Raw genomic sequence first — 22,300 nt, 5'->3', positions numbered from 1 at the left:
AGTTTTTGGATATGTCGTTAGTTCAACGTATTGTTGTTGGTATTTTAGTCGGAATATTGTTTGGTATCTTTTTCCCCACGTGGACATTTATTTCAATATTGGGGACGTTGTTTGTCAGTTGCTTGAAAGCAATTGCGCCTCTTCTAGTTTTTTTCTTGACGATGGCTTCAATTGCCAAACATAAAATAGGAAATAAGACATTTGTGAAGCCTATTTTAGTCTTATATTTAGTAGGAACATTGCTTTCGGCACTTGTAGCAGTGATTATAAGTTCAATTTTTACTGTTCCTATTACTTTACAAGAAACAGTGTCTGAACAAGCACCGCAAAATTTGGAAAGTGTTTTATCTACGATGTTGACAAATGTCACACAAAATCCTGTTCAATCGCTCATTGATGCGAATTATCTTGGTGTCTTATTCTGGGCTGTGTTGTTAGGTCTAGCTTTTCGAGCACGTTCAGAATCGACAAAAGAATTGGTGGATCAAATATCTGTAGCATTATCACAAGTCGTACAAGTGATTATTGCATTCGCTCCGATAGGGATTTTAGGATTAGTTTATCAATCGATTGCCACGACTGGAATCGCTGGATTGGCAGAGTATCTGCAGCTTTTACTTGTGTTGATTGGCACGATGCTGTTTGTCGCATTAGTTGTGTACCCGTTCCTCACGTTTTTGTTTATTAAAGAAAACCCCTATCCATTGATTCTCTTTTGTTTGAAAGAAAGTGCGCTTCCCGCTTTCTTTACCCGAAGTTCTGCCGCAAATATCCCGATAAACATGATGCTGGCTGAAAAATTGAAATTGACGAAAGAGTCTTATTCCATATCGATCCCATTAGGTGCTACGATCAATATGGGCGGTGCTGCGATTACCATTTCCGTGATGTCATTGACGGCTGTACATTCCTTAGGGATTGAAGCACCATTTGTTTTGAAAGTCCTTTTATGTATTTTGTCTGCTTTAGCTGCTTGTGGGGCTTCAGGTGTTGCGGGCGGTTCACTGTTATTGATTCCATTAGCATGTAGTTTGTTTGGTATCTCTAATGATGTTGCGATGCAAATCGTCGGTATCGGATTTATTATCGGTGTTATCCAAGATTCAATGGAAACTGCCTTAAATTCGTCAAGTGATCTGTTGTTTACTGCAATAGGAGAATTAGGCGCGCGTAAAAGAAGTGGAGAAAAAATCAAATTGAAAGATCGATTAGACGGATTAAATGAACGTTGAACATTAGATATTTAGGGGATGAACCTTAAGACGATTCAAATTTTTAATGAGTTATATAGATGTTCGTGTAAAATAGAGGTTCCTGTTAAATCGAGATAAAGTCGTTTATAATAACAATTAAAAGCATAGGTAATTGTTATTGGAGGCGCATCATGGATTTTTTACGTAAATTTGGTTTCTTCTTTTTATTATTAGGCGTGTTGAGTGATTTTTTGACTCCGTACGTATTAGGATTGTATTATCCTGAATTAGATCAAATGAAGAGTGTGATCAGTGTATTTGGAGAGGTTTCCAGTCCTGTAAGAAAGGCGTTTCTTATTTGGTCAGTAGTTTCAGGGATTTTTTTCATCCTGTCATTGCCTGCATTATATGCTGCATTTGCAAGTACATCTCGCGTGTTAGCTACCCTGGTTACAGCATCTATCGGTTTTTATGGTATAGGTGATTGTATCTTCACAGGTTTGTTCAGTATCAATACCCATGAGTCTTCGTGGAATGTCTCGACATGGGTCCATAATATCGGATCAGGTTTAGGTTACAGTGGTTTTTTATTGTTTCCAGTTCTTCTTTTCTTGATCTATCGAAAAAATGGGCAAATGGACGTAAGCCACTTATACCTTGGACTGTCTGTAATCAGTTTGCTTTTTGCGGCGATTTATGGTCTGGCAAGAATTCCTTCTATAAATTCTTGGCCATTACTGAATAAAATAGGATTTTGCCAAAGAATCAGTTTTTTCTTTAATTATGTGCCCATTGCCTGGTTGAGTATCTTGCATCTCAAACAGTAAAACTTGAGCCGTCAAATTGAACAGTCAGCGGACATTTCGTCCGTTGGCTGTTTTTTTGTTTTTCTGAAATATAGTTCCATAATTTTCTTGTAGAGCTTCTGTTTTAGCGTATATTAACTGAGAAAGAGTAGTGTATGATTTCTCAGGTTATTTTAATCTTTTATTTGGTCTAGTTCTCCTTATAAAAAAAAATTATAGTGAATATAGAAGGTGATGGAAATGAGTGTAATACAATATCAAGAAAGCAAACTACGAAGAGTAGCGATCCTGAACAGACTGTCCAATTTCGAGCATGTAAGTTACCAGCAACTTTCTGAAGAATATTATGTTTCCAGAAGCAGTATCGCAAATGATATTTCTTACATCAAATATGTATTTGCGAAAGAAGGGTTGAATCTCAGTTTTGATCGTTTCGGGACATATTTTGAAGGAAATGAAATACAGGTTCAGAAGGTACTGAAGCGTATGATCCTGAATCATTTTGATGAATTGGAGATCGTAAGAGAAATAGTGGATCGAAAGCTTCTAGCAATAGTCGAACGATCTTTTCGCGAGAGCATTGCAGACAAGCAAATTGAGATACCAGAAAGCTACTTTTCAAGTATCATTGTTTCGATCTTATTGATGATTCAGCGTTCAAGAGAAGGGAAGAAAATCAGTTTAAAAGGTAAAAATCAATATGGAAAGTATTTTTTAGAATTCAATAAATATCCCCTCGCTTGTGAATTGCTGCATCAGTTAGAGGAACAGCGTATTTACCAATTTTCGCAAGAAGAAGTACAGTATTTGACTTATGTTATTGTGGGAAGTGGTTTACGCTTTTTCATGAAAAATGAAACGATCCCTTTAGTATTTCGAGAAAAAATCCGGCAATTGATCCAAAAAGTGAGTAGAGGCATTCAGATAGATCTTACCCAAGATAGTCGTTTAGAAGAAGATCTGCTTGTCCATCTGTATCAGCTGCTTTTACGTATTGAGGCTCAAACGACCATCGTAAATCCTTTGATAGATGAGATAAAACAAAATTATCCTTCTTTGTATGGTGTTGTCTGGTTTGCGTTAAATGATTTTCGCTGGCCTTATCAAGTAAGCTTGTCCGAAGATGAAGTAGGTTTTGTAGCTATCCATTTCCAAGCAGCAATCGAGCGTGTCAAACGATTAAATAGACTCTTATTCGTATGTCCCAATGGCATGGGAACCAGTTCATTTGTTTCTGCAAAAATCAGAAGAATCTTACCTGATATCGATAGTATCGAAACAGCATCTGTCGATAAATTGAACAGACTAGATTTGTTTGACGTAGATTTGATTATCTCCACTGTCGATATACCTAAACAAATTAGACCAGTAGTAAGAATCTCACCAATGGTTACTGCTAGAGATATGAAACGTATCATGAATCATTATATCGATCTGGTCATAGATAACGAACAAATAAACATCGAAGGCTCGATAGCTGAAAAAGTGAAAACTCTTATTTCCTCTAATGTCTATTTTGATCACTTTGATTCAAAAGAAGCTGCTATCCGTTTTTTGGTTGATCAGCAACAGTTTGAGAATGAAGAATCGAAACAGCGATTTCTCCACTCTATTTTTGAGCGTGAGGAAATCCAATCAACATACTTGGAGAATGGTTTTGCTATTCCTCATGGCAATCCTAATGTCGTTAAACAAACTTCGGTTGCTGTATTGATAGCAGACAAGCCATTTTCATGGGGATATCAAAAGGCAGATATCGTTGTTCTGCTAATGATCCGAGAAGAAGATGTGAAAGAAGTCGAACCTGTGATGAAAATGGTCATGCAAGGAATAGAGGATAAAAATTGGTTTATTTCAAAAATGTTGGAGGTCAGAGAATGAGTAGTATCAATAAATTGCTACCGAAAAATCAAATCCAAGTAATAGAAACGGCTGAAAATTGGATGAAAGCAGTCGAAATTGCTAGTAATCCATTATTAAAAAACAAAATGATAACGCATACGTATTTAGAAAACATGATCAGAAGTGTAGAGGAAAATGGACCATATATGGTGTTGGCTGATTATTTTGCGCTGATGCACGCAAAACCAGGTCTTGGAGTAAACGAGCAAAGTATGAGTCTTTTAGTCGTAAAAGATGCTGTAGATATGAAAGGGAAACCAATCCATATTTTTTTGGTTTTAGCTGCCAAAAACCACGAAAGCCATCTGGAGAGATTAAAAGATATCATGGAAATATTTATGGACAATGAAAAATATCAAACGATTTTATCAGGAAATAAAGAAACAATCATTCAGTTATTTGCATAAGGAGGAAGAAAAATGAAAATTTTAGCAGTATGTGGATTTGGTGTGGGGAGTTCTATGGTTTTGAAAATGTCTCTTGATAAAGTAATTAAGGAGCTTGGTTTAAAGGCGACAGTGGAAAATACAGATTTATCCACTGCCAAAGCAACGATGGCAGATGTTTATTTTACAAGTCATGAATTACTTCCAGAACTAAAAGCTTCTGTAAAAGCGCCTGTTTATCCTATTAAAAAGTATATGGATACTTCAGAAATAAAGGCGCAATTGGAACAATATCTAGCTGATAAGGGGGAATAAAAGAATGAATTTCATTAGTGAACACATCTTGAAGAATCCACCCGTCTTGCTAGGTTTGATTGCGATGCTCGGGCTGATCATCCAGCGAAAATCATTTTCAGAAACGGTTAAGGGAGCTTTGACCGCTGCATTTGGTATGGTTGCTTTGACCGCCGGTGTCAATATGCTGGTCGGAACGATTTCTCCAATCAATATAGCTGTCCAAACACAGTTGGGTGTAGAAGTGACAGAAGGACTATCTGATGTGACGTTTACTGCAGAATATGGCGGAACGGTCGGATTAGCTATGTTTTTAGGATTAGTTATCCATTTATTGATTGCTCGGTTTACACCTGTGAAGACGATCTTTTTAACAGGTCATATGCTTTGGTGGTTTCCTTTCGTATTTGTAGCAGCTGGTGTGGAGGCAGGACTGTCAGGGGGAGAATTGATTGGAATCAGCGGGATTTTATCGGCTTGTTATTGGTCTTTCATGCCGTGGATCATGCGCAAATATGTCTGGGATGCTACGGGAGATGATTCTTTCCTGATTGGTCATCCAACGGGTGTTTTGTCTTTAGTTTCGGGATTTGTAGCAAAACGAGTAGGAAATAAAGAAAAATCGACAGAAGATATCAAAGTACCTGAGAATCTTTCATTTTTCCGAGAAATCTCAATTACAGGTGCACTAGTCATGTTCTTGATGAATACCGTAGTTGGGATCATCGCACCTGTTTTGATACCAGAAGGGGATAATCTCCTGATGTTTTCGATTGAAGCAGGGTTGAATTTTGGTGCAGGACTACTCATTATGCTATATGGTGTCCGACTACTGATCAATCAAATCATTCCAGCATTTCAAGGGATTGCAGAAAAAGTCGTACCGGGAGCGAAACCAGCATTTGATGTGCCTATTTTATTCAATTATCGACCAAATGCAGTGATTATCGGTTTTATCGTGGCAATGATCACTTCTACGATTTTAGTTGTTTTGGCGAATTCATTCCATCTATTCGGTGTGTTGCTTGTGCCATTAGTAATCACAAGTTTCTTTGAATGTGGTGGTGCAGCAGTCATCGGTGAAGGTCAAGGTGGCTTTCGTGGAGCGGTTGTCGGAACAATCGCAGCTTCATTTGTCATGGTCGTATTAGCTGGTTTTTCAGCTATTGTTTTTAGTACGACGATCCAAAGCTGGATATTGATTTTCGGCGGAAACGATTTGTCGTTATGGGGAATGATCGGTAGAGGATTCAGCGGTTTGTTTGGAGGGTTCTAGATGTTCAAATATATGGATAAAATCAAACAGTTATTAGATTTGGTTGAAAAGGAAGAAAAAAAGTCAATCAAAGAAGCAATCGATGTATTGACCCAAGCGAATCTACAAAAACGTTCGGTCTATATTTTTGGTGCTAGTCATGCTGGTATCTTAGCGGAAGAGATGTATTATCGGGCAGGTGGGATGATGACCATCAATGCTATCTTTGGACGAGAAGTGATGCTAGATCGTTCCCCTATCACCTTTACCAGTCAAATGGAACGTTTAGAAGGATATGGAACGAATTTAGCAAAAACAGTTTCATTTAAAAATCAAGATGTATTGATCCTTCACTCGGTATCGGGAAGAAACCCAATCATTATTGATTTAGCGTTAACTGCAAAAGCGAAGGGCGTAAAAATCATTAGTTTGACGAATGTCCAATATTCACGATCGGTGACTAGTCGTCATTCATCAGGGAAACGATTGTTTGAGGTTTCTGATATAGTTATCGATAACCATGGGGATATAGGAGATGCTTGCTGTGAGCTGACAGGTATCGTACAAAAAGCTGGTCCTTCCTCTACTGTAATCGGTGCAGCCATCCTCAATACGATCATCGTGGAAGTTTGCGAACAGCTTATTGCAAATGGGATAAAACATCCTCCTATATTTTATTCGGCGAATTTAGATGGGGGCGATCTGCGAAACGCGGAATTATATGAGGAATATAAAGAAGTGATTCATTATGAATTCATGTAATTCATAATGGCAATTTATCTTTTAGAATATAAGTGAAATAAAAGGGCTGCGACAAAAGTATTGTCACAGTCCCTTATTTCGAACAAAGGGTGTTCCAGAAGTATCTTTCGGAAATAAACCCAAATTTCTTGAATTATTTAAAAGAAAATCGTTTTTTCAAGATAATAGTGAATAAGAAGATGATCCATCCAACGATAGTGAGTATCCAACCTGTCGTTAAACCAGGTGTATGATAGATCAGTTTGATTTGATGATTACCTGGATTGAGGAGTAATCCTGTATACATATAATTCGATTGGATAATTGGTATTTTCTTTCCGTTATCATAAGCAGTCCATCCTTTTTCATAAGGGATGGTTAATAAAAGCAATTTTTCTTTTTCCAGATTTAGTTCACCAGATACTTCATTTGCCGAAAAATGAACATCCTGAAGTGTGTTTTCCCTTAATTTAGCTATTTCCGTACTTAATTGACTATAGTCACGCGTATATAACTCAATAGAATCAAATGTATAGACTCCTTGATTTCTAAAGCTGACTTGAATAGTTTGATTAGGTTGCACTGCCCCTAAATTAAGTAAGGAATTTTTGATCCCTACGTACCATCCTTGATATTGATTTCGAAAATTAAATTCTTTTGACAGTTGTCCATAAGTTACTTTTAAATACGTGGCGGTCTCAGTTGGAAGAAATAATCCTGGTTGTGTATTAGGATAATTTATTCCCTTAAACCGTAGAAACAAATAATTGTTTGTCAAATCAGATGGAGCGTCTACAGAAAACGTAACAGTTGCATTGTTCTTAGAAACGATATACTGATTTCCTTTTATCTCTACTCCATCCGTTTGCTGTATATGATCGTTCAGTTTTTTGATTCCTTTATCGGTAATAGGATTTTTCTTTAGACCAGAGATATCTTTATTTATAATAACACTTTTTGTCATACTATCCATAATAGCTAATGAACTAGTTTGAGTATCATTTTGTTTGATATAGGAATCGTACGTATAGCCAAAAGGTAGGAAATTTGTATTCTGATAGATTTCTACATCTTGACCATTTTTATTGATTGTTTGTAAATAAGTATAACCAAAAGGAATATCTTGATTAGTGTCAGTTTTTAGTTTTGCGTAATATTTGCTATTTGCTAAAGTGCCTAATTCTGCACGACTATCTAGCCCATAATATTCATAGTCACTGTTGATATTGTTCTCAATAGACTTATTGAAGGAAAAAATATTTTTATTTGCTAAACTAAAATAAAAATTCGTACTATTTATTCCCCTTAACAAAGCATTGTTTTCTTCGGAACGAGGATTTCCAGTTTTAGACAATTCATAACGAGACCAGTCAGTATCTTTATTGATAATATCTGAGATAGCTGAACTTTTTGGTGCCCAATAATCATTTTCTACGATATTTTTATCAGTATAACTGTTAATAATAAGGGGATTGATTTTGATATTTGTTTGAAAGGCTCCATAAACTAGAGCATTCAAAAATACCAGTATACTCAACGCGATTTTTGTTTTTTTCGAATTAGCAAACAATAAAAAGATAGTTGAATAGAGCAACAGGAAGATCAAACCGATATAAGGCTGTACATTTCGCTTATAGTTTGCAAAAGTGAAAAGGATAAAGAAAAAGAAAACAATAGAAGAAATATGCACAAACCGTTTTCTTTTTGATAAATCAGTTGCGGATTCAACTAAAACAGGTAAGTATTTTGCTGTTAGAAAAGCCCAAAAGAATGCATAACCAAACATCCAACGATTCGTGCTATAAGAGAATCCGTTGAAAAGACTACCAAAAAATGGAAAGAATAAGAAAATAGTCAACAAGCTAATGGCTAAAAGATCAAGTCTTGCAAAATTATTTTTTTGCTTAGAACGATATAAAATAACAGATAATACAAAAATGATGATTGGGAAAAAGGCTGTGACAGTTGAGGCTTCTCCTCCGTAAACTGGTGAAATAAAGTTTTTCACAAAATTCAAATAAAATGATTTCGTGTAAAAAGGTAAGAGCGTTGAATGAATCTCCCCGCGTCCAGCATTGAAAAATTGATTAATTACGGGAATGAAAATAACGGAGCCCATCATTATTCCTAATACGTAACTACCAATAGATTTGAATAACAGAGAAAACAACACTTTATAGTCTTTTAAAGTATAAAGTTCAAAATATCTGTAAACAGCGTATAAAAAGATTAAGATAGAAAGCATATAAAAGAAATAAAAGTTGCTGATAACAGAAATGAAAATCATAAACGTAAAGAGTTTATATCCTCTTTTCTCGAAGATATACTCAAGCCCCAAACATAGCAATGGTAGATAAATCATCGGATTGATGAAGTAAGGGTGTTTCCAAGCAGAACTTAGTACGAAACCAGAGAATACATAAATGAATGTGGCGATAAAAGTTTGATAGTTGGCCATTTTCTTATGTCGAAGAAAGATCGATATAGAGATTCCGGAAAAGAAAATGCGTAACATGATTGCTAATGAAAAGGCAAATTCTGCATACTTTGGTTTAGCAAATACTGCTAACAGTGAAAAAGGATCACCAATGATATAGTAATGTAATGTTCCTAAAATATCTTGACCATAACCAATACTAAAATCATAAGTTGGGATAGAAAAATTATGATCAATCAAAATATTTTTGATTATTTCCCGAATGTATTCGCCAAAATAAACAAATGAAACAAAGTGTTGGGATTGACCATCCCATAGCTCAACAGGGGCTTTTCCAGCAATAGGCCACCACATATAAAGACTAACGATAACGACCCATAAGCAGATGCTTAAAATAGAATAGTAAGTGAAAGCATCTTTTTTTAACAGTTTTTTCAAAACAAGTTCCTCCGATAATAGATTAAAGAATATATATCAAGTATAGACAATGAGAATTAGGAAAACTAGCATTATTTTAAAATGAGTATCTGAAAATCAAGGAGACATCAATAGTATGCAAGCTACGCTATTTAGATTATGTTATACTCATGAAGCAAATAAATTGTAACTGACCATAAAGGAGTTAAATAAATATGAGAAACATCAAGTTGACGATCGAATATGACGGAAAAAGATATTCAGGCTGGCAAAGACTTGGAGATGACGATAAAACCATCCAAGGGAAAATCGAAAAAGTGTTGCATCAGATGACAAATGAAGAGATAGAAATTATTGGATCAGGAAGAACAGACGCCGGCACGCATGCGCGAGGACAAGTGGCAAATTTCAAAACAAACTCAGAAATTGGACTGGCAGAAATGATCGACTTTATGAATCGCTATCTTCCGCGAGATATTGTCATCAAAAGAATCGAAGAGATGCCTGAGCGCTTCCATGCAAGATATAATGCGGTGGGCAAAAAATACAGCTATTATGTTTGGAACAACGTGATTCCTTCAGCATTTGAACGAAATCACAGCTTTTATTTTCCTCAAGAGTTGGATATGGATAAGCTGAATGCAGCTTGCGAAAAATTGATGGGTACACATGATTTCATTGGTTTTTCTGCATTGAAAAAATCAAAAAAATCTACGGTACGTACGATTGATGAATTATCTATCGAACGTAAGGGAGAAATGCTTCATTTTACTTTTGTCGGAGACGGATTTCTATATAAAATGGTGCGAATCATCATGGGAACATTACTAGAAATCGGTACAGGTGCCATGCCGATAGAAACAATCGATGAAATATTCGAAAGCAAAGTGCGGCAGCATGCAGGAGAAACCGTCCCTGCACAAGGTCTGTTTTTGGATGAAGTTTATTATCGTTCATAAAAAAAGAATCATCTTTACTCGACTTCTGAGAACTGGAGAACATCCCTTTTTTCAGAGGTCGTTTTTTAGTTAAACCAAACCATAGAGTATACTTTTTAAGATAAAGATCATCTTATATCATCTGAAGCCGCTTATCTTCTTTGAATAGATACGATTCAATCGCTTATTTCCTCACTTTATGATAAATTACAGCTAAAGTCACTAGCTTGTCTTCTTCGGAAAGGAGGAGAGTCTATGGATAAGGAACAAGTATTCATTCAAACACTTTATAATCTGATTTTAAATCCGAATACACGAGATTGGGAACGAAAAGTATTGATCCAGACAAAGAATGACATAAGAGAGAATACATCCGCTAAAGAACAGTTATCAAAACTAGAAGCAACACTACGTCCATTAGCTATCCGAATGAATCTGACGCCTGACGTAATGGACTTTTATTTATTGCTTACGGAAGGATTTGACACGCAACAAAAATATGACTTTTCCAAGCATGCTATGCAAGATGCTGACTATCAAGAACGTGCAGTATTTGCAGGGGGATGTTTCTGGTGCATGGTCGAGCCGTTTGAATCGAAAAAAGGGATCCTATCCGTTTTGTCAGGATACACGGGCGGACATGTTGAAAAACCAAATTATGATCAAGTAAGTGGTGGTTACACAGGCCATGTGGAAGCTGTGGAGATCATTTATGATACGAGAGAGATAAGTTATAGCGATTTGTTGACAATCTATTGGCAAATAACTGATACCACAGATGCCTTTGGACAATTTCAAGATAGAGGGAAGCAGTACCGTCCGGTGATTTTTTATCAAGACGAACGTCAGAAAAAATTAGCGGAGCAATCGAAACAGGAACTAGTCAGTTCAGGAACGTTCCGCCAACCAATCGTCACAAAAATTGAACCAGTTGGTACGTTTTGGCCAGCAGAAAATTATCATCAGCAATTTTACAAAAAACAACCGAAACGCTATAAAAAAATTCAGCAAGCACGTAAACAATTTCTGATCTATCAACGAATAAAAAACAAATGGTAAAAAAATACAAGAAAAAATCATTTTGACTAACTCCTTTTCTTTAAAATGTAGTAAACTAAAAGCAGAACGAAAGAAAGCGTTTTAAAAAATGGTAAGGAGGAGAAAACTTGTATATTGCAGATAGTGCACGTTATGAAAAAATGGAATATCGTAAATCCGGTCATTCAGGTTTGAAATTACCGATTTTATCTCTCGGATTATGGCAAAATTTTGGTGATTATGATCCTATCCATAACCAAAGAGAGATTTTAAGAGGCGCATTCGACATGGGAATTACCCATTTCGACCTTGCGAATAATTATGGAGGCCCTGCTGGAGCTGCAGAGAAAAACTTCGGGCGTATTTTTAGAGAAGATTTTCAAGCCTACCGTGATGAACTGATTATTTCTAGCAAAGCAGGTTATCATATGTGGGAAGGCCCATACGGAGAATGGGGCTCTCGTAAATCTATCATTTCAAGTTGTGATCAGAGTCTCCAAAGAATGGGACTAGATTATGTCGACATCTTCTATCATCATCGTCCAGACCCTGATACACCTTTGGAAGAAACAGCAGAAGCATTGATGCAACTTGTAAGACAAGGGAAAGCATTATATATTGGTATATCCAACTATAATGGAGAAGATACCAAAAAAATGACTGAAATTTTAAAAAGAAAAGAAGCACCGTTCATTATTCATCAGATGCGCTACAATATGTTTTCTCGTGAACTACTAGAAGACGACTTATCTCCAGTATTAGAAGAAGAAGGTCTAGGAGCAATCACGTTCAGCCCGCTTGCCCAAGGTTTGCTGACAAATCGTTATCTGCATGGGATTCCTGAAGATTCTAGAGCACATCGTAAGGAAATACCATTCCTTTCAGAAGAACAAGTTGGATCAACTCTGGAAAAAATCAAAGCACTGCAGACAATCGCCGTATCACGAGGGCAATCATTAGCGCAAATGGCCCTTGCATGGAATTTGCGACAAAAATCTGTTACGAGTGTACTGGTTGGAGCAAGTCGGTTAAGTCAGTTACAAGAAAGTGTTCGAATGATGGATAATTTAGATTTCTCACCAGAAGAAGAATTGAAGATCGACCAAATTCTAGAATAGAAACGATGTAATCAAATTTTTTATCCATCTATCAAAAAATGAACAAAAAATGTCATCAAGAATCGAATGAAGCTCATCTATTATTGAACATCATACGTTTTGTCGTTCAAAATAAAAATGATCGAAGGCTAGGAGTGAATTTTATCCTAGTCTTTTTTTATGGTAAATAGCTTCGTTTGTATATCCATGAACGGATGAATCAATTTTTTATACAAAAAATCATCAGATGATTCAAACGTGTTATAATAATTACGAAAAAATACATCAGATGAAAAGGAGGTATGTGGTTTGGAAGAAAATAAAACCCTAGTAGAAGTAACCACGGACAAGATCCTTAGATATTTAAAGGAAAAGCAGTTGCAAGTAGGAGATAAATTGCCGAATGAATATGAGTTGTCCGATTATTTAGAGGTGGGACGCAGCACGGTGCGAGAAGCTGTCCGAGCGCTTGCTTCTAGGAATATTCTTGAAGTTCGGCAAGGGGCGGGGACATTTGTCAGTGATAAGCGAGGAATTGCTAATGATCCACTCGGTTTTTCTTTGATTGAAGATCAGGACCGGATGATACGAGACTTGTTTGAGCTGAGATATTTACTGGAGCCAAAGATGGCAGGGTTAGCGGCGGAATATGCAACGAAAAATCAAATCAGCCGAATGAAAAGCTTAACGCAAAAGATTGAAACGTCTTTTCGAGAAGGTACACAAGATCATGTTCAATTAGACATCGATTTTCATACGACGATTGCAGAAGCTAGCGGAAACGTAGCGTTACTGCATATCATTCCGATCATTAATGAATCGATTGCTTTATTTAACAAAAATTATGATATCCAGCATTTGAAAATCGAGACGATCGATATCCACACAGAAATCGTTCAGGCTATCGAGAGGCGGAATGTACTTGCGGCATTTGATGCGATGACTGTCCATATGGCAACAAATCGGAGAGAATTACAGAAAATAATTGGGAAGAAAGAAACTAATTGACAGTTCATCTGATGTATTTTATGATAAATACATCAGATGAATTTTTGTTTTATATTTGGTAAAACGGACAAGCAAATAGTTTTTATTCACCGAAATGTAAGCGCTGACTAACAGGCAAAAAGAGATGACGGCAAGGAGAAGAAGCAGGAATGAGGGGATCTGGAATGAGTTTTATGGATAAATTAGCCAATGTTTTAGGGAACGTGGCAACGAGAATCAATAATTTAAGGTATATCATGGTGATAAAAAACGCATTTGCTGCATTGATTCCGGTAATTATTACGGGTGCTTTTGGCACGTTGTTTTCAGCAATGGTCTTTGATTCGGAAAATGGGTTAGCACAGATAAGTTTTTTGCGTTTTTTAGAAGAATTAAAACCTATCGCATCTGCCATCAGCTATGTCACACTAAGTTTCTTGACCATCTATGCTGTTTTTCTGATAGGGATCGAATTAGCAAAGCTGAATAAAGTGGATGGTGTATTCCCTGGTATTATCGCAGTGATGTCTTATTTATCTGTTAATCCAACTGTTTATGAATTAGTGAATGAAAATCAGACTGTTATAGTAGAAAACGTATTGGCTAAACAATATACAGATACGAAAGGGTTATTTTTGGGAATGTTGGTCTCCATCCTTTCCATTGAACTTTATTGCTGGTTGAGGAAACAGAAGAAACTACAGCTGAGAATGCCGGATACCGTGCCAACGAATGTTTCTGCCAGTTTTTCTGCGTTATTTCCCACGATTCTGACAGTATCAGGTATCGCGGCTGCGGGATTTATCATCAAAGAACTTACAGGGATGTACCTTTATGATATCATTTACAATGTCGTACAACGCCCATTAGAAGGTGTCGTTCAAGGGCTACCAGGTATTTTGTTATTGATGTTCATTGCGCAAGTCTTTTGGGTGATTGGTATCCATGGAAATCAAATGGTGAAGCCAATTCGAGAACCGTTGCTTTTAGCGGCAATTGCTGTAAATACGGAAGCTTTTGAAGCTGGAAAAGAAGTACCAAACATTATCACTATGCCATTTTGGGATATGTATATGAGTATGGGCGGGTCTGGGGTCACGATAGGTCTACTGATAGCAGTATTGCTAGTGGGAAAGCGAGAAGATATGAAACAAATCACCAAGTTATCTCTTGCTCCTGGGATCTTCAACATCAATGAACCAGTTATTTTTGGTATGCCGATCATGCTGAATCCTATTTTAGCTATCCCGTTTATCTTAACGCCGCTTGTTACAGGAACGATTGGTTATTTTGCAACCGCTTTAGGATTTGCGGCAAAAGCAGTTGTAATGGTTCCTTGGCCGATGCCGCCGATCGTCAATGCTTATCTGGCCACAGCAGGAAATATCGGTGCAGTTATTACGCAACTTGTTTGTATTGTTGTTTCTATTTTGATCTATCTGCCATTCGTAAAAGTAGCAAATCGTGTGGAAAATGATGGGATCTAAAAAACAGGAGGAAATCATGAAAATTACTATTCCAGAAAATTTTATTCTTGGTGCAGCATCTTCTGCTTGGCAAACGGAAGGTTGGAAAGGAAAAAAAGAAGGACAGGATTCGTTTATAGATAGCTGGTATAAAAATGAACATTTTGTTTGGCATAATGGGTATGGTCCAGCCGTAGCAACTAATTTTATGGAGCAGTACCAACAGGATGTAGATTTGATGAAATCCATCCATCTGACACATTATCGGACTTCTATCAATTGGGCTCGTTTTTTCACTGATTACGAGAATTGTATAGTAGATGAAGAATATGCTCAGCATATAAGTGAAATGATCGACTCTTTGATCGAAGCAGACGTAGAACCGATGATTTGTTTAGAACACTACGAAGTCCCTGCTTTTCTTTTGGAAAAATATGATGGCTGGTCTTCAAGAAAAGTGGTTGATTTTTATGCTAAGTACGCAAAGATTGCTTTTGATCGTTACGGTGACAGGGTAAAAAACTGGTTTACATTCAACGAACCAATCGTTCCCCAAACGCGTTGCTATTTGGATGCTGTTCGCTGGCCGCATGAACAAAACACAAAAAAATGGATGATGTGGAATTATCACAAAGTATTAGCAACGGCTAAAGCTGTAGAAATTTACCATAGTGGCAATTATGGCGGAAGGATTGGCTGTATTTTAAATCCTGAGATGGTCTATGCTCGTTCCAGTTCTCCAGAAGACCAAAAAGCTGCTTATATGTATGATCTGTTTTATAATCGAGTATTTTTTGATCCGATGGTAAAAGGGTACTACACAGAAGAGTTCCTAGAGTTGTGTCGAAAACAATCGATTTATTTCGATCCTGCAACAGAGGATTTAGAAACGATTCAGCATCATACAGTAGATTTCCTTGGGATCAATCAATATTACCCTAAACGCGTTCGTGCTCCTCGTTATCAATGGAATGAAGAGACACCTTTCCATCCAGAACGATATTATGAAGTCTTTGATTTACCTGGAAAGAAAATGAACAATTCTAGAGGGTGGGAGATCTATCCAAAAATCATGTACGATATAGCCATGTATCTAAAAGAAAATTATCATAATATCCCTTGGCTGATAACAGAAAATGGTATGGGAAGAGAACATGAAGAACAGTACATGGATGAGAAAGGGATCGTGCAAGATGACTATCGTATCGAATTTATCGGACAGCATTTGCGTTATTTGATCAAAGCAGCAGAAGAAGGTGCAAATTGCGAAGGTTATATGTTATGGGCATTCACTGACTGTGTTTCACCAATGAATGCATTTAAGAATCGATATGGATTAGTTCGAATCGAATTGAACGATGAACGGAGCAGAATATTGAAAAAGTCTGCTTCATGGTATCAGTCTCTGATTGATAAGAGAGAATTAAACTTGCCTAATGAAGCCTATAAATAACTAGAAGTTTTTCGAAGATATTGATTGTATTTGATGGTTATTTGGAATAAAGGAGGTTGTGAAAGTAGCATTTTGACCTCTTATTCAAAAAAGTTGTGACAAAAGACTTGTCACAACTTTTTTTGTGCACGTTAAAAGAAATAAATACAATAAAAAAGAATTTGTGTGTTTAGTGTGCGCTTTCTTTTTTAGTGTGTATGCAACTTGGTATAGACCATAAACGTGATATTATCAACTTTTTAAAGCGCTTTTAAAGTTGGCACACTACTTGCTTTATATACAAGTGTAAGAATAGAAAGGAACGTGTTTAAAATGGAAAAGAGAACAATCATGCTTGTATGTTCAGCGGGAATGAGTACAAGCCTCCTAGTCACAAAAATGCAAAAAGCAGCAGAAGCAAAAGGAATGGAAGCAGATATCTTTGCTGTCTCTGCTTCAGATGCAGATAATCAACTAGAATCTAAAAATGTAGACGTTTTACTTTTAGGTCCGCAAGTACGTTTTATGCAAAATCAATTTGCTGAAAAGCTAGCACCTAAAGGCATTCCTTTAGATGTGATCAATATGGCTGACTATGGCATGATGAATGGTGAAAAAGTACTCGACCAAGCAGAAAAACTAATAAACAAATAATAAAAATATCGGAGGAAACAAGAAATGGAAGATCAAAAAAATCTAGAAGCCATCATGGGTCTGATCATGTTTGGCGGAAATGCAAAAAGCGATGCAATGGAAGCGATTGCTGCTGCGAAAAAAGGAGATTTCACTTTAGCAGATGAAAAAATCAAAGATGCAGAGGAATCTTTAGTCCAAGCACATCACTCTCAAACAGAGATGCTGACGCAAGAAGCACAAGGAAACCACGTTGAAGTAACACTTTTGACAGTTCACAGTCAAGATCACCTGATGACATCTATTGCTTTTACAGATTTAGCAAAAGAGATCATTGATCTGTATCGTCGGTTGGACGCGTAATCCACAGTAAAGAAAAGAGGGAAGATTTATGGATAAATTTGTTGCATTTATGGAGAAACATTTTATACCTGTCGCATCAAAAATTGGTGCACAACGGCATTTAGTTGCGATTCGGGATTCATTTATGGTGAGTATGCCGTTAATGATTTTAGGAGCATTAGCAGTAATGATCAATAACTTACCGATTCCCGGATTCCAAGAATTGATGAATTCAATTTTTGGCGGTGAATCATGGAAAGGATTCGGGGCTGCAGCTTGGAACGGCACATTTGCCATTCTTTCTGTCTTGATTGCTTTCTTACTTGCGTATCATTTAGCTAACGGCTACCGAAAAGACGGTGTTTCCGCAGGTGTGATTTCTTTAGGCTCTTTCTTTGCTTTAGGCGGAGCATTAGGTATGAGCTCAAACGGTTTGTTTATTGCTATTATTGTTGGGATTATTTCAACAGAAATCTTTGTACGTTTAAGCGGAAATGAAAAATTGATCATCAAAATGCCTGATGGTGTGCCACCAGCAGTTGCGAAAGCATTTGCTTCATTACTGCCAGCAATGATCACTATCTCTGCCTTTGCTTTAGTTGCTGCAATTTTTGCTGCATTTGGGGTTGATGATATCGTAGGTTCGTTCTATACAGTGGTCCAAGAACCATTTATGGGACTTGCAAACTCTTATCCATCTGCATTATTGCTTGCATTTATCACACCATTCTTATGGTTCTTTGGTTTACACGGGGCGAATATGGTCGATCCTTTGATGCAAACGATCAATGCGCCGGCAATCGAAGCAAATGTCAATGCGATCGCAGCTGGACATAGCGCACCATTTATCGTGAACAAACCTTTCTTCGACAGCTTTGTCAATTTAGGAGGAACAGGTGCAACATTAGGTTTACTGTTAGCTATTTATTTAGTAGGACGTAAAAACAAACCGTATATGGTTGTAACAAACTTGTCGATTGCGCCAGGTGTTTTCAATATCAATGAACCAACAATGTTTGGTTTACCGATCGTATTGAATCCAATCATGTTCATTCCATTTATTTTGACACCAATGGTCTTAGTTAGTGTTGCGTACTTTGCGACTTCTACAGGTTTAGTGCCAGCAGCTACTGTTATGCCACCATGGGTAACACCACCAGTTATTGGCGGTGTATTGGCAACGAAGAGTATTGCAGGTGGTGTACTGGCCGCTGTCAATCTGATCCTTTCTATTTTGATCTATCTACCGTTCGTCAAGGTAGCTACGATCCAAGAAAGAAGAAAAGAAGCTTTGGATGCTTAATGAAAAAAGAAAGCAGAACCGGTTATCTGGTTCTGTTTTTTTATGGAAACAAGTAATTTAAAACTTAGGATCGAATAATGAATGAGAAAATCGAGGTATATTTGTCTTGAAATTTGTGTATAAATAAAAAATCCCATTCATTCAAAAAAATCGAGCGATTGAAAAGCTATTTGAAATACAAGGTGCTATAATAGACCAAATATGAATGGGAGAGAGTACAAATGGAGAGAAGAACAGTCATAAAATTGCGGGATCGACCGACGTTGATAAAAGAAACAGCCGAATGGTTTGCTTCAAAATGGCATCTGCCAGTTGCTGTTTATGAAGAAAGTATCCAAGCAAGCACGAGAAAAAACACATCGGTTCCGCAATGGTATGTGGTATTGAATGAATGGGGAGAGATTATTGCAGGTGCAGGTGTTGTTGACAATGATTTTCATGATCGGGTAGATTTGACTCCGAATGTCTGTGCGCTGTTTGTTGAAAAAGACTACCGAAACCAACGGATTGCCAAAATGATTTTAGAAACGATCAAGCAAGACTTTGCAGAAATGGGCGTAAAGGTGCTTTACCTTGTGACGGATCATACGGATTTTTATGAAAAATACAATTGGCAGTTTATCGGGATGGCTCAGGATAATGAAGGAATTCCTGTGCGAGTGTACCAAATGACGCTGTAAGAGTAGATACATGAAACAGCATAGACGTGAGTATATAGAGAAGGAAACCGAAAAATTGTTCTATACTTAGAAATTTTTTCGAATCGCAGTATGCGAAATATGCACAACACAATAATAACAAAAAAGCATGGAGAAGGCTAAACTGCCTTCCCATGCTTTTTCCTTGTTCTTTTCTCGTCGTAAATGAAAATGTTCCTAACGATTCTGAGAATAGGACGAATCGTCAAGAAAACAGCACCAGCCAAATAAAAATAGGTGCCATATCGATCGGGGATTTTAGTTAAGGAAGCAAGGCTTCCAAAAATATAGAAAATCCCGGTTAATAAGTCGACAGCTAGTGAGATCAATGTGTAACGGTTTTGGAAATAGAAGCGGAAGCGACGTCCTCGTATTTCGATATCTTCTTCTTTTCCTATTTCGATCTCATGGGTATTTCGTTTGATTTTGGGCATAAAGAAAATCACCTGTATTTTTTACTGATTTCAAGGTTTCAAAACAACTTTTATATTTTTATCTTCTTTTTTGTCAAAGATCTCATATGCTTGTGCTGCTTCTTCTAGTGGCAGCGAATGAGTAATGATCTGTGTAGGATCAAATAGTCCTTCTGCAATCATTTCGTAGATTTTCGGCATCAGATGGATAATGGGTGCCTGTCCATGCTTGACCGCAATATCTCGCATGAAAAACTCTTGAAGCGGGTAAGAAGAAGCTGGCGTCATATACACACCAGTTACTTGGACGGTTCCGAATTTTTTGACAGCTTGCGAAGCCATCTGTAATGGAGAAATCGTGCCGCTTTGTAGGCTCACCAAATTTTTTGCTTTTTCTTTTACAGGTTCTAACCCATCCATTCCTACACAATCGATGATGACATCGGCACCACCTTTAGCCAACTCATACAATTCCGTTCCAGCTTGTGCTGTGTCTTCTAAGAAATAAGTTTCCACGCCGTTGTAATCAGCCGCTTTATCTAAACGATGTTGTACTGGATCCACTGCAATCACGCGCTCTGCTCCAGCCATTACAGCGAATTTTTGAGCCAATAGACCGACTGGACCAGATCCTAGAATCACAACTGTATCGCCTTTTTTTACGCCTGCATTTTCAACGCTCCAATAAGCTGTAGGCAAAATATCTGATAAAAACAAAACTTTTTCATCAGGAAGATTATTATCTGGAACGACAAACGACGTAGAGTCTGCATAAGGTACTCTTAGGTATTCTGCTTGCCCACCCCAATGATTGCCATTCAACTTGCCAAAACCGAAAAGCCCGCCATATAACTGATCTGGATTTGATTCATCACATTGGCTTTCCATGTGATTCAGGCAGAAATGACAATGACCACAACTGATATTAAAAGGGATAACCACTCGTTGCCCTTTTTTCAATGTTTGAACTTGTGATCCTACTTCTTCAACGATTCCCATAGGTTCGTGACCTACAACATACCCTTTTTCCAAAACTGCTTCACCATGATGGTAAAGATGCAGATCGGAGCCGCAAATGGCGGTTGCTGTGATACGGATGATTGCGTCTGTTGGTTCTAATATTCTTGGATCATCTACGTTTCTGATTTCCATTTTTTGTTTTCCTTGCCAAGTGACTGCTTTCATTGGAGATGCTCCTTTCAGATTCACAAAATTGTCTGCATTATTGGTACTACAGATAGTTTCATTCTAAAGGAGTTCTTATCTTTTTGATAATGAAACGCTTTTTTCTCAAAATAAAAATCCTCAAAAAGCAAGAGTACCAAAAATTTTTTTTATTAGAAAAAGAAGGAGTGTGCCTTCATTGTATCCTTACGTACAGTAAAGTATAGTTGAACTATTGAATCATTTTAACTATTTAAACAATAACCAACCATCATTCGTTTCAGTGAAAAAACAAATACGAGGAGGCGTAATGAAACAAATTCAAAATAAATGGAATAAACGGATCATTGTTATGATTAGTTCTGTCTGCCTGTTTTGCCTGACTGTTATGCTTTGTTTAATAAGCACCTTGGCAAATCAACATTTTATGTTAGAGCAAAACATGCAATCGGACTATGCGAAAAAAGTAGCTGCTGAGATCAATCGAGAGATCCAAAGCTATCATTATGAGATCGGAGCTCCGGCTGAAGCATTGGAAAAGATTGTTTCTGAAGAACTAGTACAAAAAAATATCGAGCTTTTCATCCGCAACAGATATGAAAAAGAACCAGTAGAACTGATTGGAGAAAAGGAAGTAGAAGAAAAGCTCCAAGAGATAATCAATACATACAAACAAGAAGAAGCAGAGGATGATCCATTTGCTAGTGAAGAAAACAATTTACTCATCTATATGACTTCTGGGATTTTTCGACGAGGAATACAATCAATTTATTTGATGTCGTTCATCGATCAGATATTGACGATACGAGAGCGAATGGTTTCTTTTCTTCCAATGATCAGTAGTATCTTGCTTGTATTGCTGAGCGGAGTGTTTTATTTATACAGAATGTCTTGGAAAAAAGTTCTTTGGTCATTTGCAGTGGTGATAGGAGGTGCGGGCTTCCAATTATTAAGTCTGTCAGTCAGTCTCTATTTGTACGATATGGCCAGTCAGTTAGATATTCGAACCCAAGCACTCGAACATTTGTTAGACACATATATTTTGTCATTCATCCAATTTTTTAGTGTAGTAGCAATCGTTGAAGTAGTGATAGCAGCTGGATTATGGTGGATTGGCAAGAGAGTGAATACTGAAAAAAAGGTTTTTTCAAAAAGAAGCGGATATAAATAATAAGAGGTTGTGACATGAAATCTGTCACAACCTCTTGTTATGAATAAACGGGGTTCCCCTACCAACTCCTCGGTCACAATATTCATAAAACATAGGAAGCTATTTTTTGAAATTGCTTCTTGTGACTCAGAGCTAAACGGTAGGTTCACAACCTCTTGGTAAACGGTGTTCAAAAGCCAGTTTCTCG

The 22,300-nt window shown here is 37.1% G+C and carries 21 protein-coding genes; 18 read left to right on the top strand and 3 right to left on the bottom strand.

Going from position 1 to position 22,300, the window contains the following annotated elements:
* The first annotated feature begins 11 nt into the window (after positions 1-11).
* From sstT to HMPREF2988_RS09515, 7 genes are all read left to right on the top strand, one after another.
* The gene (gene sstT / locus HMPREF2988_RS09545; RefSeq protein WP_002316020.1) at positions 12-1,232 is read left to right on the top strand and encodes a serine/threonine transporter SstT; all 1,221 of its coding nucleotides are present in this window, start codon (positions 12-14) and stop codon (positions 1,230-1,232) included.
* A 152-nt stretch (positions 1,233-1,384) separates the two neighbouring features.
* On the top strand, positions 1,385-2,020 hold the full coding sequence (locus tag HMPREF2988_RS09540) for a DUF998 domain-containing protein (RefSeq protein WP_002342774.1): 636 nt from the start codon (positions 1,385-1,387) through the stop codon (positions 2,018-2,020).
* 219 nt (positions 2,021-2,239) lie between these two features.
* Positions 2,240-3,880, top strand: coding sequence for a BglG family transcription antiterminator (locus tag HMPREF2988_RS09535; protein WP_070770533.1), 1,641 nt, complete (start codon positions 2,240-2,242; stop codon positions 3,878-3,880).
* The gene (locus tag HMPREF2988_RS09530; RefSeq protein WP_002329674.1) at positions 3,877-4,308 is read left to right on the top strand and encodes a PTS sugar transporter subunit IIA; all 432 of its coding nucleotides are present in this window, start codon (positions 3,877-3,879) and stop codon (positions 4,306-4,308) included. The genes HMPREF2988_RS09535 and HMPREF2988_RS09530 overlap by 4 nt, the downstream gene beginning before the upstream one ends.
* Before the next feature lie 12 nt (positions 4,309-4,320).
* Positions 4,321-4,602, top strand: coding sequence for a PTS sugar transporter subunit IIB (locus tag HMPREF2988_RS09525; protein ID WP_002292323.1), 282 nt, complete (start codon positions 4,321-4,323; stop codon positions 4,600-4,602).
* A 4-nt stretch (positions 4,603-4,606) separates the two neighbouring features.
* On the top strand, positions 4,607-5,857 hold the full coding sequence (locus tag HMPREF2988_RS09520; RefSeq protein ID WP_070770532.1) for a PTS ascorbate transporter subunit IIC: 1,251 nt from the start codon (positions 4,607-4,609) through the stop codon (positions 5,855-5,857).
* A complete protein-coding gene (locus tag HMPREF2988_RS09515; protein ID WP_070770531.1) occupies positions 5,858-6,598 on the top strand; it encodes a sugar isomerase domain-containing protein in 741 nt (246 codons plus the stop codon).
* 133 nt (positions 6,599-6,731) lie between these two features.
* Here the strand turns inward: HMPREF2988_RS09515 and HMPREF2988_RS09510 are convergent, their stop codons facing one another.
* Positions 6,732-9,452, bottom strand: coding sequence for a YfhO family protein (locus HMPREF2988_RS09510; protein ID WP_070770530.1), 2,721 nt, complete (start codon positions 9,450-9,452; stop codon positions 6,732-6,734).
* A gap of 194 nt (positions 9,453-9,646) precedes the next feature.
* Here HMPREF2988_RS09510 and truA point away from each other — a divergent pair, with 194 nt between their 5' ends.
* From truA to HMPREF2988_RS09460, 10 genes are all read left to right on the top strand, one after another.
* The gene (truA, locus tag HMPREF2988_RS09505; protein WP_002316014.1) at positions 9,647-10,390 is read left to right on the top strand and encodes a tRNA pseudouridine(38-40) synthase TruA; all 744 of its coding nucleotides are present in this window, start codon (positions 9,647-9,649) and stop codon (positions 10,388-10,390) included.
* Between the two features lie 234 nt (positions 10,391-10,624).
* Positions 10,625-11,428, top strand: a complete 804-nt coding sequence (gene msrA / locus HMPREF2988_RS09500) for a peptide-methionine (S)-S-oxide reductase MsrA (protein ID WP_070770529.1) — start codon at positions 10,625-10,627, stop codon at positions 11,426-11,428.
* Between the two features lie 140 nt (positions 11,429-11,568).
* A complete protein-coding gene (locus tag HMPREF2988_RS09495) occupies positions 11,569-12,525 on the top strand; it encodes an aldo/keto reductase (protein ID WP_002348342.1) in 957 nt (318 codons plus the stop codon).
* Positions 12,526-12,813: 288 nt separating this feature from the next.
* On the top strand, positions 12,814-13,512 hold the full coding sequence (locus HMPREF2988_RS09490; protein ID WP_002316012.1) for a FadR/GntR family transcriptional regulator: 699 nt from the start codon (positions 12,814-12,816) through the stop codon (positions 13,510-13,512).
* A gap of 149 nt (positions 13,513-13,661) precedes the next feature.
* Positions 13,662-14,978, top strand: a complete 1,317-nt coding sequence (locus tag HMPREF2988_RS09485; RefSeq protein ID WP_016853121.1) for a PTS sugar transporter subunit IIC — start codon at positions 13,662-13,664, stop codon at positions 14,976-14,978.
* Positions 14,979-14,994: 16 nt separating this feature from the next.
* Positions 14,995-16,410 carry a glycoside hydrolase family 1 protein gene (locus HMPREF2988_RS09480; RefSeq protein WP_070770528.1) on the top strand — a complete coding sequence of 472 codons (1,416 nt, stop codon included), beginning with the start codon at positions 14,995-14,997 and terminating at the stop codon, positions 16,408-16,410.
* Positions 16,411-16,722: 312 nt separating this feature from the next.
* On the top strand, positions 16,723-17,043 hold the full coding sequence (locus tag HMPREF2988_RS09475; RefSeq protein ID WP_002292494.1) for a PTS sugar transporter subunit IIB: 321 nt from the start codon (positions 16,723-16,725) through the stop codon (positions 17,041-17,043).
* A 24-nt stretch (positions 17,044-17,067) separates the two neighbouring features.
* Positions 17,068-17,385 carry a PTS lactose/cellobiose transporter subunit IIA gene (locus HMPREF2988_RS09470; RefSeq protein WP_002292496.1) on the top strand — a complete coding sequence of 106 codons (318 nt, stop codon included), beginning with the start codon at positions 17,068-17,070 and terminating at the stop codon, positions 17,383-17,385.
* Positions 17,386-17,413: 28 nt separating this feature from the next.
* Positions 17,414-18,667, top strand: coding sequence for a PTS sugar transporter subunit IIC (locus HMPREF2988_RS09465; RefSeq protein WP_002316009.1), 1,254 nt, complete (start codon positions 17,414-17,416; stop codon positions 18,665-18,667).
* Positions 18,668-18,888: 221 nt separating this feature from the next.
* Positions 18,889-19,347 (top strand): GNAT family N-acetyltransferase, encoded by a 459-nt coding sequence (locus HMPREF2988_RS09460; protein ID WP_002292498.1) that lies wholly within the window; start codon positions 18,889-18,891, stop codon positions 19,345-19,347.
* Between the two features lie 137 nt (positions 19,348-19,484).
* Here HMPREF2988_RS09460 and HMPREF2988_RS09455 read toward each other — a convergent pair whose 3' ends face one another.
* Both HMPREF2988_RS09455 and HMPREF2988_RS09450 read right to left on the bottom strand, forming a co-directional pair.
* Positions 19,485-19,799: a YrhK family protein gene (locus HMPREF2988_RS09455; protein ID WP_002292499.1), complete on the bottom strand. Its 315-nt coding sequence runs from the start codon at positions 19,797-19,799 to the stop codon at positions 19,485-19,487.
* A 30-nt stretch (positions 19,800-19,829) separates the two neighbouring features.
* On the bottom strand, positions 19,830-20,963 hold the full coding sequence (locus HMPREF2988_RS09450; protein ID WP_070770527.1) for an alcohol dehydrogenase catalytic domain-containing protein: 1,134 nt from the start codon (positions 20,961-20,963) through the stop codon (positions 19,830-19,832).
* Between the two features lie 289 nt (positions 20,964-21,252).
* Between HMPREF2988_RS09450 and HMPREF2988_RS09445 the strand changes: the two genes are divergently transcribed.
* Positions 21,253-22,113 carry a hypothetical protein gene (locus HMPREF2988_RS09445; RefSeq protein ID WP_070770526.1) on the top strand — a complete coding sequence of 287 codons (861 nt, stop codon included), beginning with the start codon at positions 21,253-21,255 and terminating at the stop codon, positions 22,111-22,113.
* Positions 22,114-22,300: the final 187 nt, after the last annotated feature.

Origin of the sequence: Enterococcus sp. HMSC061C05, assembly GCF_001814765.1 — a bacterium.
Lineage (GTDB): Bacteria > Bacillota > Bacilli > Lactobacillales > Enterococcaceae > Enterococcus_B > Enterococcus_B lactis.
This window is presented reverse-complemented; position numbering and strand designations above follow the sequence as displayed.